The 12,474-nt window shown below is 60.0% G+C and carries 13 protein-coding genes and 2 pseudogenes; 6 read left to right on the top strand and 9 right to left on the bottom strand.

Annotated elements, in window-relative coordinates; translation table 11 throughout:
- Nucleotides 1–1,127 precede the first annotated feature (1,127 nt).
- From phbB to DN412_RS45270, 3 genes and pseudogenes are all read right to left on the bottom strand, one after another.
- Nucleotides 1,128–1,871: an acetoacetyl-CoA reductase gene (phbB, locus tag DN412_RS40480; protein ID WP_115216656.1), complete on the bottom strand. Its 744-nt coding sequence runs from the start codon at nt 1,869–1,871 to the stop codon at nt 1,128–1,130.
- A 133-nt stretch (nt 1,872–2,004) separates the two neighbouring features.
- On the bottom strand, nt 2,005–2,571 hold the full coding sequence (phaP2, locus tag DN412_RS40475; protein ID WP_115216655.1) for a TIGR01841 family phasin PhaP2: 567 nt from the start codon (nt 2,569–2,571) through the stop codon (nt 2,005–2,007).
- Nucleotides 2,572–3,485: 914 nt separating this feature from the next.
- A pseudogene (locus tag DN412_RS45270) lies at nt 3,486–3,890 on the bottom strand (phage integrase N-terminal SAM-like domain-containing protein); the annotation flags it as partial.
- A gap of 300 nt (nt 3,891–4,190) precedes the next feature.
- Here DN412_RS45270 and DN412_RS45775 point away from each other — a divergent pair.
- Nucleotides 4,191–4,256, top strand: a pseudogene (locus DN412_RS45775) (hypothetical protein); the annotation flags it as partial.
- A 31-nt stretch (nt 4,257–4,287) separates the two neighbouring features.
- Here DN412_RS45775 and DN412_RS40460 read toward each other — a convergent pair.
- Nucleotides 4,288–5,175 carry a LysR family transcriptional regulator gene (locus DN412_RS40460; protein WP_115216653.1) on the bottom strand — a complete coding sequence of 296 codons (888 nt, stop codon included), beginning with the start codon at nt 5,173–5,175 and terminating at the stop codon, nt 4,288–4,290.
- A gap of 159 nt (nt 5,176–5,334) precedes the next feature.
- Between DN412_RS40460 and DN412_RS40455 the strand changes: the two genes are divergently transcribed.
- The 4 genes from DN412_RS40455 (at nt 5,335) to DN412_RS40440 (ending at nt 7,742) form a co-directional block, all read left to right on the top strand.
- On the top strand, nt 5,335–6,324 hold the full coding sequence (locus DN412_RS40455; RefSeq protein WP_115216652.1) for an SLAC1 anion channel family protein: 990 nt from the start codon (nt 5,335–5,337) through the stop codon (nt 6,322–6,324).
- Nucleotides 6,325–6,850: 526 nt separating this feature from the next.
- Nucleotides 6,851–7,006 carry a hypothetical protein gene (locus DN412_RS43675; RefSeq protein WP_161564123.1) on the top strand — a complete coding sequence of 52 codons (156 nt, stop codon included), beginning with the start codon at nt 6,851–6,853 and terminating at the stop codon, nt 7,004–7,006.
- Nucleotides 7,007–7,155: 149 nt separating this feature from the next.
- On the top strand, nt 7,156–7,398 hold the full coding sequence (locus DN412_RS40445) for a hypothetical protein (protein ID WP_244223065.1): 243 nt from the start codon (nt 7,156–7,158) through the stop codon (nt 7,396–7,398).
- An 80-nt stretch (nt 7,399–7,478) separates the two neighbouring features.
- A complete protein-coding gene (locus tag DN412_RS40440) occupies nt 7,479–7,742 on the top strand; it encodes a hypothetical protein (RefSeq protein WP_115216651.1) in 264 nt (87 codons plus the stop codon).
- Here the strand turns inward: DN412_RS40440 and DN412_RS46155 are convergent.
- The 4 genes from DN412_RS46155 to DN412_RS40415 form a co-directional block, all read right to left on the bottom strand.
- Nucleotides 7,644–7,988 carry an alkyl sulfatase dimerization domain-containing protein gene (locus DN412_RS46155; protein ID WP_425267488.1) on the bottom strand — a complete coding sequence of 115 codons (345 nt, stop codon included), beginning with the start codon at nt 7,986–7,988 and terminating at the stop codon, nt 7,644–7,646. The genes DN412_RS40440 and DN412_RS46155 overlap by 99 nt on opposite strands.
- A gap of 103 nt (nt 7,989–8,091) precedes the next feature.
- Nucleotides 8,092–8,490, bottom strand: a complete 399-nt coding sequence (locus tag DN412_RS40425) for a type II toxin-antitoxin system VapC family toxin (RefSeq protein WP_022538166.1) — start codon at nt 8,488–8,490, stop codon at nt 8,092–8,094.
- Entirely contained in the window at nt 8,487–8,729 is a 243-nt protein-coding gene (locus DN412_RS40420; protein WP_041681733.1) for an antitoxin, read from the bottom strand. Before DN412_RS40420 ends, DN412_RS40425 begins: the two co-directional genes overlap by 4 nt.
- Before the next feature lie 420 nt (nt 8,730–9,149).
- Nucleotides 9,150–10,787 carry a site-specific integrase gene (locus DN412_RS40415; RefSeq protein WP_115216650.1) on the bottom strand — a complete coding sequence of 546 codons (1,638 nt, stop codon included), beginning with the start codon at nt 10,785–10,787 and terminating at the stop codon, nt 9,150–9,152.
- 236 nt (nt 10,788–11,023) lie between these two features.
- Here DN412_RS40415 and DN412_RS40410 point away from each other — a divergent pair, with 236 nt between their 5' ends.
- Entirely contained in the window at nt 11,024–12,145 is a 1,122-nt protein-coding gene (locus DN412_RS40410; RefSeq protein WP_115216649.1) for a J domain-containing protein, read from the top strand.
- A gap of 111 nt (nt 12,146–12,256) precedes the next feature.
- Here the strand turns inward: DN412_RS40410 and DN412_RS44265 are convergent.
- A partial coding sequence (locus DN412_RS44265; RefSeq protein WP_208647755.1) for a hypothetical protein occupies nt 12,257–12,474 on the bottom strand: 218 nt, incomplete at its 5' end.

Here is a 12,474-nt window from a genome sequence, read left to right as displayed (position 1 = left end):
GAAGATGTGCATTCCTTCATGTAGCATCTCCGAGCCAAAGAATCAAGCGAAATCCAGTATCTACGCGGCATTCCGGCTCGGTGCCGCCGCGGAATAACACCGAGCTTGCGAAAGTAGGGCTAGGTAGTAGCGATGAAACCCATAGTTCACTATTTTCATTCGCACCCGCCCCACCATGGGGCCCGCTATTACTCGGCTCTGGCAGCCAGCCTTCTAGCGTTAGGCCTCCTGTATCTCGCGTGGGCAGTGCTTTTGGCAGCGCGTTAGGGTGATGCTGACGCCCTAAGCGAAGGGGAAAATGGCGCGTCGCGGGCGTACGACTGCGACTGGGCCAACTTTGTACCGGTGGCGTTGGCCCCAAGCATCAAACGACACAATCTCAGGCGTCCAACTGAGAGCCAGCAGGCGCCGTATCTCCACGCCTTCAACGACGAGGCCATCAGGTGCGACCGTCACACTATCGCAATCCAGACGATACTCGGTCCTACCGCCAGGGCCGCACGTTGATTCGAGAAGGATTGATGCCGGATGGTGCGTCATTGTGAGGGCGACAATTCTTTGCGGGAGGCCCCACTGGCGCGCCCTCCCCTTCTGTTGGGCTTTGCAAATGAAGCTTCGCGGCAGCGCAGGGCGCCGGCACGCCGGCAGCTGTGCCCTGAATTTTATGCAGGAGCCTACCAACATACTACCGGCGTTGACTGCGCGTGACCGACTGAATTGGCTAGGCAGGAGGACGGAGGTGGTAACGCCAGCCTGGCTAGCTGCCTACGCTCACTCTGACCTCGAACGAGGGGAAGCGGACCGTGACGCTCCGCGTTCGTCGTAGACTAAGTCATAGCAATGCCTCTTCCGCCCGGCCCGACCGCCAACAAAAAAACCCGCGTTGCCGAGGGTGGCAGCGCGGGTGGTAGTGGGGTCCTACAGCGCTCAATTTAAAGGCGAATTAGGTAACCCTAATATCAGGGTTATCTATTGTGTTGCTCAGGCGCCTCCGTCATTGGCTCGACACAGGACAGAGATACCCACCACGTCTAGCTGCCCCCAGGAAGGCCGCACTGTTTCCTTCCGGCCAATGCAGACTATGTACAGCGCTCCCGGCCTGCGTGGGGCGCCCGGCCCATCAGTCCTCACTCCATGTGTTGCCCACCGTTAATGGCAATGTTCGCCCCCGTCACGTAAGCGGCCTCCTCCGAGCATAGGTAAGCAATCAATGCCGCCACTTCTTCTGGTTTCCCAAGGCGACCTACAGGGATTTGCGGGATGATTTTCGTATCGAGAATCTCCTGTGGCACGGCGGTCACCATGCTGGTGCCAATGAAGCCAGGCGAAACGGTGTTGACCGTCACACCACTCTTCGCAACTTCGAGTGCCAATGACTTCGTAAAGCCATGCATTCCGGCTTTGGCTGCAGCGTAGTTGGTTTGGCCGAAGCCGCCCTTGGAACCAATAATGGACGACACATTGATGATGCGGCCCCAGCCGCGCTTGACCATCTCATCGCAAACTGGCTTCGTCATGTTGAACACGGAGTCGAGGTTGGTGCGGATGACTGCATCCCAGTTGACCTTGTCCAGCTTCTTGAAGCTTGCATCTCGTGTGATGCCAGCATTGTTCACCAGAATGTCGGCAGGGCCCAACTCCGCGCGAATTTTGGCCACACATTGCTGGCACGAGTCATAGTCGGCGACGTCGACGGAATAGGCGTGGAATTTCCGGTCTTGCTTTTCCATACGCCCTAGCCAGTCTGCGACACCGCTGTTGCCGGGCGAATGGGTGACAGCCACCGTATAACCTGCGTCATGCAGCCGGACGCTGATAGCCTCACCGATACCACCCATCCCACCTGTGACTACGGCAACTTTTTTGGTCATGTCTCCAATCCTCTATGCCTTGGTATAACCCCATGGATGAGGCTGGGCCCAGCGCTGCTCACCGAGACCCAGCATCTCCGAGAATTCGGCTCCCTCCGAGCCGTGAATGCGCCAACTGGGAGCCAAAGCTGAACTACTTCGCAGCTGCCGGAGACGCCTGCGACGCACGATGTCGCGCGCCTTTCGAGGCTGCCGCCGCAGTCGTATTGAAACTGTTCTCGGCGACTTCCACGGCCTGCTTTGCCGTCGACTGCATCGACTCAAAGAGCGTAGTGGTCGCCTTTACGGCCTCCTGCCAGGCGGCCAGCGGAGCCGTCGAGCCTGAGGGGGCGTTGCTCACCGCACTATCAATGAGACCCTGCAACTGGCCCTTGCTTGTTGCGTATTGGACTTCGACGACCTTCTCGAACTCCGCCCGCGTAGCAGCAAGGATGTCCTGCAGTTGACGCCGATACTCCAAAACGTTGTCGGCTGCAGGTTGAAAGAATTCGATTTGCAATTCGACGAATTCTTGCGGATTCTGGACTGAGAGAGCTTTCATTACGCCCTCCCGGGTCTGAACCATGGTCGTCTTCATGGTTTGGAGGTTCAACTCCATCACTCTTTCGAAGCCCTCAACGGCCTTGTTGGTTAGTCCGACCAGGGCTTCAAGGCCCGCCAATTGCGCTTTCGTGCATTGTTCTGCTGTCCACTGAGTCATCTTGCATCTCCTAGGTGCGGCCCGCCCCCTGAGCTAACGGGTGGCAGGGCGTTATGGTGGGAATCAAGTGAATTGCAATGTCGTGCCTTTGCGGCGGACGCCGACGTGAAGGCCCAAGGAAGCGTCGATGCCGGCGACTCTCTATGGGACAGAGCGATGCGCTCATCGACAGGCCGGCTGTCCTCGGCAATCCTTTGCTCGAACACGGTCTAGGGCTTTGAGAACAACGTAACCTTGGATTGTGACCTGAGGTCGGCTTCGGTTTGGCCCGAGCCGCTCCAGCGTAACCAGTTGTCGCGCGCACAGTGCCTGCAAATCCGCGCGGTCCAACTCCGCAGGGTCAGAGTTGTCGTTTAGCAGTACCAGGGTGGCGAACTCATGGTGACTCAGCACAGGCGTCTCCTAAGCTATTGGTCTAATAGTGCTATGGGACTACCGTCCGTGACTGCTGGCCTAGCTTGTACAGGCCGCTTCCTTGCGCTCGGACGCAAAGGTCTGGCTGGTGGGCGCTTGTGTCATCACGCCCAGAAAAAGCATCTTAGCTGCTCGCAACATACTGTTCAACGACGAGAAGGCATGGCTGTGGTAACCCCTAGTATCGATTCCTGTTTGACTACCCCGAGCATGAGACCACCTCATATATCGCCTATTGATGTAACTCAAATGTTTCGCAATTCCTGACCGACCGGCCGGGCTTTTCTCCGCGAGTAATTCGAGCTTGCGCCAGGCGGCGATTCTCCATGAAGCATGCAAACCACGCTCGTTTGCCGCGTGTTGGGCTTCGACAACTTTGTCGAACTCTGCTCTGGTCTCAGTTTCGACTTCGCGAAGATGCCGACGATACGAAAGCACGTTGTCAGCCACTGCAAAGGGAGCGGTTCTTGAGTGCTCTCTTGGCAGCTAAGGCACTCTACCTACTCCCCTTTGTGTCGGAAAGAGTCGCATGCAGCGTTTGGAGGTTCAGTTCGAGCAGCCTGCCAGCTAGCCATCTTGAGTCTTGTCTTAAATGCTTCACCCCACGCATTGGGGATAGTGCTGCCGCCACGGCTCCACAAACCTTTGTTCGGGTGACCCCGATGCCAACGCCCCGCGAAGCCGACGCGTACATGCTCGGGTTCGTCCTGACTGGGCCCCACAGCGATGGACTCCTCGCTCTGCCCGCCGCACTCATCGCTCCAGGGTCGCTTGAGCGTGACGCGGTAGAGGAACCGCAGCGCGCCAATGGCTGGACAGAGCCTGCTGGGCGCAAGCTTGCGCTCTTCACGAAGATAGACGAGCCAGGCACGGATCGCTTTAGGGCCGAGTAGATCAGGGGAACGACGAAAGTGTCGGGCAAAACTGGCAACATAGGACTTCTGCGTGTTGTCGGCGAGGTCGGATCTGCATGTCGTGCAGCATGCGTTCGCGCAGCGGTGTCATGACGGACCTCCTGGGAACAGTGGATGGAATGCCCCGTCGGGCACCTCCATGCTGCTCCCAGCCGCCTGGTCCTCCATTCCCTGGGCCCGGCACCAGACAACCGCTCTCACGGAACGTCAGGCACTGGCCTCCGCTTCCCTCCCACTACCGCGTCAGCGGTTTAGTACAGGGGCGTATCTTGGCCGCAGGCCTTCTATGCGGTGCTCAAGTTTGCTGCGCTGTTAGCGTCGTACCTATCTGGCATTCCTGGCGGCACTTTTGCGCCGTCGCTGGCGCAGTCGGCGCCTTTTCCTGCCGTTAGATGCCCAGCTCCACCAACCGAGCCTTCAACCGAGGCCCGGCGAAATCAAAAAATGCGCGCAGCTTCAACGGCAGGATGGCCTGTCCAGTGTGAACAAGGCTGATGGGCCACGGTACCGGCTCGAACGCTTCGAGCACGGTTTTGAGCGCACCGGCACGCATCGCGGTCGCCATCTGGTAGGACAGCACGCGAGTGAGGCCGACCCCGGCCACCGCCGCATCGATTGCGGCTTCGGCGGTGCTTACGGCAAGCCGCGAGCGGATGGGCACATCCACCTCCGCCTTGCCCGACATGAAGGTCCAGACTTGCCTGGATGCAATCTGTTCCATGGTGATGCATGCATGGGTGGCGAGCTCAAGGGGGCTTGTCGGCGTGCCATGTTCAGCGAAGTACGCGGGGCTCGCGCAAACCACCCGACGCGTTGTGCCAATCCGCACCGCGATGAAACTGCTGTCGGGCAGTTCAGCAATCCGCACTGCGACATCGACCTGCTCTTCAAGAAGATGCATCACTCTGTCGGTCAGCACCATCCGCACATCGATGTCCGGGTAAGTCTTGAGGAATTCCGCGACCACCGGCAACAAATGCAAGCGTCCGAAGACAATAGGTGCAGTGATGACAAGCTCGCCTTTAGGGGCCGCGTATTCCCCCGACGCGGCTCGCTCCGCCTCCCCCACTTCCTCCAGAATGCGCCGGCAGGCGGCGACAAAGGACTGTCCGGCTTCGGTGAGGGCAAGTTGTCGGGTGGAGCGATGCAGGAGTCGGGTTTTGAGGTGCGACTCCAGTTCTCCGACCTTGCGGCTGACCGTTGCAAGCGGAATCTCGAGTTGGCGCGCCGCAGCAGAAAAACTGCCTGCGTCGACTACGGCCACCAGGATCGACATGGATTCGAAGCGATCGGCCACGTTCTCATTTTTTGGGAGGATGATTCCCAATCATGCCGGATTATCTTCCTGAGTGGAAGCTTCTAGTATCTAAGCGTCCCCCGGCGAGCGCGTCGAGAACGCCACCCCGTAGGTCACCCAATATCTGGAGAATATGCTGTGTCAACGCTTTCGAATACCCATCCGCATGCTTTGCGACGAACCGCTTCCATCAGAAATATGCCCGTCAACTTGTTTGCGTCGGTAATGGGCATTGCCGGACTCTCTATCGCGTGGCGCCAGGCCAGCCAGGAATTTGGGGTAAGTCCGCTGATATCCGAGGCAGCCGGAGTCCTCGCCATCATCGTGTTCCTGGTGCTGAGCGCGGGATATCTCGTCAAGGCAATCAAGCATCCGGACGCGGTCGTCGGCGAGTTCCGACATCCCGTCGCCGGCAATTTTTTTGGCACGATCACGATCGCCATCCTGCTGCTCTCCTCGGTCGTTGCTCAACTGAGCCAGCCTCTCGCCGAAGTCATTTGGATAGTGGGCACAATCGCGACGATCGCGCTCTGCTTCACGATCGCGAGCCGGTTGCTGCAGGGGAAGATTGACGCTGCTCACGCGGTTCCCGCCTGGTTCATCCCGGGAGTGGCCACGTTGGATATCGCGGTTTCAGGTGGAGTCATGCCAATGGCGTGGGCCCATGAAATCAACTTGTTCGCACTGGCCGTTGGAACGATGATTGCCCTCTTGTTCTTTACGATGATCATGTCGCGCATGATTCATCACGAGCCACTGCCCGCCGGCATGGTCCCTTCGCTGTTGATCCTGATGGCGCCTTTCGAAGTGGGCTTTCTCGCCTACACCAACTTTACGCAGCACGTCGACACTTTCTCCGGCTTGCTGTTCTACTTCGGGCTCTTCATATTCCTGACGCTGGCGCCCAAAGTATTTCGCCGGGGGATTCCGTTTGCTTCCGGTTGGTGGGCGATCAGCTTTCCGATGGCGGCGCTCGCAAGCGCCGCGCTGAAATACTCGATGTTCGTCCAGGCCTGGCCCGTGACGGTGATCGCGATCATCCTCCTCGCCATGCTGAGCATCGCAATTGTCGTTCTCTTTGTCAGAACGCTGCACATTCTTCTTAACGGCAAGCTGCTCGCCGGTTAGGTCGTGACGCGGCTGTCGAATCTGGCCTTGATTTCGCGGTTCCTGCAACGAGCGGCCACGTCAAACGGATTGGGTCGTTGACCGCTCATCGACCTCCGTTCCAGCCAGGGGTCATCGTACTTTGCGTGCGAAATCTGGCGATGGCTGCCCCGCGGTCGGCTTGCAGTAAGGCTTTTCGGCCAGGGGGAATCCCTTGAGCTAGGAGCTTGCCAACTACTTGATTCAGAACAGAATTTACAACTAGACGGTCAGATTTCGCACGCAAAGTACGAATATCCCGGGCCGTGCAATACGCGCTTGCGCGCCTGTCCTCCTCTATGCGACTGCGCGAGTTTGGAGCATCCAAACGGCGGCGAAGCAGTCAGAAATCCTCGCTTCCAAAATTGGACAGCCGCTAGCGCACGCAAGCCGCGTGAACTGCCCGACCGATCAGGCATAGCCGAACTCAAGACTGCCTACAACGATCACGTGGCTGTTCGTCAGCATCCGCAGTGTCTACGGAGCTGTGCCGACTCCGAAGGCGGGCATGCATCGTCTCGCAGCGGATCAACATCATTCCCGCCGGGTCCTCACCCGCGCCGGCTATGCCGGCTTCGGCGGTGCTGCGCAGATATACTTGTGGGAGACGATGGCGACGATCACGATGATGGCGCCGACGCAGAAGGCCCGGGCCAAAGATTGAAGGTATCGTGCCATGGAAATCGCCGGATAGCAGGAGGTGATGGGTGGCGAGACTACACGAAGATGCAGTCAGACGGTTCTACGCCGTTGCCGTTTCGCCTTCGCCGGGAACACGGCGTCTTGTGTAACACCTCACTGGGCCTGATGAGCATGCCAAAGACGATCGAGCCCCTACCGAAGGGCCGCTACTGGGCCACACCCCGCGCGCCCTTTCTGCTAGACGGTCCGAATGGCCACGATGAGGTCTTCCCCGGCGCCCACTGCGTCAGTGACGGCAAATGGGTCATCTTCTACAGGGACGGGGAAGAAGTCTGGGCGTGCAATGCCGTGTATGCCGCCGCCCATTTCGACTTTGCTGCCGTATCGAACGCCGGCGCGTCGACGGCCGACTGAGGTGCGGCAAGGCCGACAGGGGTCCGCCCCCCATTCAACATAACCTTCACAGACCCGGCAAATTTCGGGGTACGGGCGTTATGTTCAAATACGCGCCTCTGGGCCTGCCCTCAGTCGAGGACATCTGCCAAGGCGCAACTGAACATTATGAGTTGCGCAGGGGCCGGCCAAAGGCCGGCGGTACCGACGTTGGCAGGCTGCACACGATCAAGGCTATGCTGCCTGAAATTCTGTTCGACTACCTTTCAGTGCGCCTGAACGGCCCGAAGGCTGCGGGAAAGATGATGGGACGCAGAAGGCAGTACCGCTGTATGCCAGAATCCGTGCAGTCGTTCGCTGCTTGAGCCGAGCAGGGAAACANGATCACAAGTTTTGCAGAGATGGCGTTTGGGAGTTGCGTGTCGACGTGGGCGCCGGCTATCGCGTGTACTACGGCATCGCAAAAAGGCGGATCGGTCGCCCTTGTCCCAATCGGCCTTGGCGCGACGCAGGATCGCTGCCTCGTCGCTCATGTATTTCACATACTTCTTCGCGGCCATTTCCGGGGGCAGGTCGTTCAGGTCCGATGGATTGGCGTCATACCAAACCATGTACCGTTGATAGACCGCTCTCGAATTGTGGCGCAGCGTACCGAGTTTGCCCAGGCCGACAGCCGGTGCAAAAGTCACGCGAGCAGCGGCGATTTAGGTACAGTCAGTGACCGGTATGCCAATCCTCGACCGTCAGTTGCGCGACGCGGGCGAATTCCCGGATATTATGCGTCACGAGAATCAGGTTACGCGCCCTCGCCTGCCCTGCAATCAAGACGTCATAAGGGCCAATCGGCGTACCCACGGCCGCCAGCTGCGCGCGAATCTCTCCGGCATGCTGAGCGTCCTCGGCATCAAACGGTACTACCTCGAACTGCAACGCTTCGATGCGTGCCAGGTTCGCAGCCGCCCGCTGACTCTTGTAGGCACCATAGAATAGCTCATGGGCAACGATTGACGGCAGCCCGAAATCGGACGGCAGATGCGCACGCAGTCGTTCTAGCATGGTTGGCTCTCCCTTGAGCATTGCAATCACTGCGTTGGCATCGAGCAGATATTTCATTCGAACACATCCAGTCCAGGACGCTCCTGTCCAGCAGGTTGGGTGACCGCTGCCGACTCGAAATCGGCATCAACCGGTCCGATCAGCGGCGTCAGCCATGCCCAGTCTTGCGGGACAGGTTCCAGGATCACCGCAGCCCCGTGCCGACGGATCCGAACTTCCGCACTATCAAACCGGAAGTCCTTGGGCAGCCGTACGGCCTGCGAGCCGCCATGGCGGAAGATTTTGGCGAATTCCATTTCCATCCTCGCTTTGTATCTACAAAACATAGATATAATATACGACTGCAGCCACCGATTCAACAGCTCTGGCGCGCATGCCCTTGCGTAGACCCTTTGGCACTTTAAGAGTGCGTGTGATTCAAAAGCCATCTCCACTGCGACCTGCTCTCGCGTAAGAGATGTGCCATGGCGGTGGCGCTGTGGGATAGGCGTCGGGTGTTGTCGAGCCCATCGGTGTGAAAAAGCCCCACCTTAAACAAGCCCTGTCCGGAGTGGTTCGCGGTGGTCTCTCGGGGGTCACTCGTCAAGGCCGACGATTCGCCGGACAGGTGGACTTGGATGGGGGGGTGGAGTCGCCGTACTGAGCGCCGTAGTAGGATGCCCGCGAGCATGCCATGGAAATCACACCGGATAGCGGAAGGTGAACTGGCAGTGACACTACGCCAGGATATTGTGCGACGGTGCTACGCAGTTGCAGGCTTGACACAGGCCCCGTTTCGCCCCCAAGCAAAGCGGAGCCCACGTTGCGCCGTGCGCCAGGGCATGAGTTGCATGGGTGTGCCTCACCCAGTGGGGTGTGGCGCGCCGCAGCTTGTCCGCCAGCGCCGGATGGTCGCTCTGGATGAAGTCGGCGGCCAGCAAAAAGAAGCGGCGAAACACGTCGCGCAGACGCGGCGTGGTGATGGCCGCGGCGCTGTCCAGATTGGCGAGCAGGGGCGTATCCGGCTTCCAGTGCGAGGGCGTCACCGGCAGTCCGCGTTGGACCAGGTATTGATTGAGCGCGTGGCGCGCCAGGGACGGCAGCGCGACCTTGCCGGGCTTGGCACCTTTGCCGACCAAATGCAGCCAGCGCTCGCCGCGCGCGCCGATCTCGATGCCGCCAAGCGTCACGCCCACCAGTTCACCGGCACGCAGGCCGGTAGCGTACCCGAAGTCCAGCAGAAACCGCAGTCGCTGCGCGGCCGGCTCCGTCCAGCCATGGGACCATTCGAGCCCCTCGGCGATGGTCCGCACCAGTTCCCACTCGCCTGCCGAGAAGGCGCGGGAGGCGTCCAGGCCGGCCGCCCGCTGGCCACCGGGCACTTTCAGTCCGGCAAAAGGGTTCGCCAGCACGTAGCGCTGCTGGATTAGCCAGCGGAACATGCCCCCGAGCACGGACAGGGCATAGGCGATCGAGCGTGGCGACAAGGCGCCAGTAAAGGGGCGCCATTCCGGCGACGTGCGCGGCCGTGCCGGCGCGACCCAGCGGTGGTGCGGCGTGGGCCGGCGCAGGAAGGCGCGGTAAGCCGACGCGTCTTCCGTGGTCAGCGAGGACAGCGCCTTGCCGCGCTCGAGGATGGCCCACAAGAGCAGGCGCTCCGCCTCCTTGCGGTAGGCACGTTCGGTCTCGGTCGACTCGTGCAAGGCCAGCCAGGCCCCGATGGCCTCATAGTCATTGTTGGCGTCGAGCGTGCACATCTGGCGCGGGGCCCGAAAGACTCCATGTGATCCATCGACCTCATGCGGCAACCGGATTTGCTCCCAGGGCACGACCGGATCGGGCGGTGCCGCCGTGACCAAGGCGCGCGCCCGTTCGGTGAGCTTCGGGTGCGCCGCGAAGAAGGCCTCGATGGGCCGGGCGCTGCGGGCGCCCAGCCCATCGATGGCGGCCCACCAACGGCGCCGGCGCGGAATGCGCACCATCAGGTCGGCGAGCGTGCGGATGCCATGGGCGCGTAGCGCGGTGACCGCGCGTGGGGACAGCCACCAATCAACCGAATCGCCGATCTGCGGCTCGGGAAGAGGCAGCGACCGCAACGTTTCGAGCGCGCGGGCGACAGCCTTGGCGTGGCTGGCCCGATCTGCCGCGTCACAGCAGAACAGTGCAGCAAAATCCTCGCGCCGCCGCCGCCGCGCGAACTCGGCGAGCTGGCGGCGGATATCCCCGAGCACGCCACGCGCCGACCGGCCCGCGCCCAGCGCGTCGGGGCAATAGCGTGCGACCGCCTGACGCGACGACGCGCCCGCGTACCAGGCCCGCAGGGCTGCCAAGGGGGCGGCGTCGGGAAAATCGGGCGAGGTCGTGGTGTCTTGCATCGAAAGTCGTTCGCGGCTGCGTAACCTTGGTATGGAGATTGCCAGGCCGGCACGCCTGGGTGAGGCGCAAATCGCAAGACCGCAGTTTGCCAGAAAAACGTGTCTATATCGCTAAGAACGATTATCGATATAGGACTTCAAATATGAGCGAGCGCCAGATGGTTTCCATCCGCCGCGCATCGGCTAAAATTCGCACAACCTTCGCTTTCCACTGCCTTTGCGCGCAAATCCATCTCATGGCCAGGATCAACCACCAGTCTGTCAGCATCGCGCCCGATCACAACCGATCCACCCTATCGAAAGGGCAAAAGACGTTCAACTCGCTAATCCAGCAGATTGAAAAGCGCCGCCTGCGGCTGCGTGCCTGGGAATCCGTCACCCCAACCTTCCAACAGCGGTACGTCAACGACTTCCTGCCGCTTGAGCAGAACTCGACCGATCTGCAGATCCAGATGGTGCATTGCCTTGACCGCGCCTACGAGCAAAAGGGACTGACCAATGCAGAACGCCGCAAGCTCGCCGCCGTGATTGCGAATCTGGCAGGCCCGCTGGCGGATGAAGACGACGGCTTGAAAGCCATCTACAACAAGTACAGTACGACCGACTATGACAGCGAAACCGCTGCCGAAATCGACAGCATGAAATCCATGCTGGAGGCCGTGCTTGGTGTCGAACTGGGCGACGACGTGGACATGAGTTCGCCAGAAGACTTGCTCCAACGCGCCCAGGCACACATGGAGCAACAGCAAGCGGAAGCGACTACTGAAGCCGCTGCACGCGAAGCGCGTCGCGCCAAGCGGAAAAAATCCCCCAAGCAGCTTGCGGCAGAGGCACGCGCGCAGGAAGAGCAGGCCCAGATCAGCCTCTCCATCCGCGAGGTCTATCGCAAGCTGGCCAGCGCCCTGCATCCGGACCGCGAAACCGACCCGCGGGAGCGCGAGCGGAAGACCAAACTTATGCAGCGCGTCAACGAGGCCTACAACAAGAACAACCTGCTGCAGTTGTTGGAGCTACAACTGGAGCTGGAACACATCGACCAGTATTCGATCAACGGCATCAGCGAAGATCGGCTGAAGCACTACAACAAGATCCTCAAGGAGCAAGTTCGCGAACTGGATCAGGAGATCCAGCATGTCGAGACCGCGTTCCGGCACAGCTATGGAATCGATCCGTTCGAGTCCCTATCCCCCAACACTGTCCTGCGCAATCTTGCCGCAGAGATGACCGATCTCCGGCACAACATCCGCGCCCTTCAGGACGATCTGATTGCGTTCAAAGACATCAAGAAGCTGAAGCTCGGGCTGAAATCCTTCAAGCTCGAACCGCGAGTGCCGGACTTCGATCTCATGCCTTTCTAGCGGCGACTTTACCACCTCGCTGTTGGGGCCAACGCTTGCTGCGCAGTAGCCTGCCTTGGCACCCTCAGCGTCCGTTCCTGCGCAGCGAGAACGGATGATTTCCTATACAAATCAGTGGGTTGTCGGAGATGTGGCGGATTTTTCACGAATCGCGGTCAACCCTCTGATAGCGGTGAGGTCGGTTGATGGCGGCAGGAGTTCAAGGGCTAAAGTGGACCCACGATTTGAGACAGTGATCAGGCGGTGGTTTAAGCTGTCGTCCTTGACGGGATGATGGCGAATGAGTGAAGGCAAGAAGCGCAAGGTACACACGGCGGAATTCAAGGCCA

Source organism: Cupriavidus lacunae, from assembly GCF_003353055.1.
Lineage (GTDB): Bacteria > Pseudomonadota > Gammaproteobacteria > Burkholderiales > Burkholderiaceae > Cupriavidus > Cupriavidus lacunae.
This window is presented reverse-complemented; position numbering and strand designations above follow the sequence as displayed.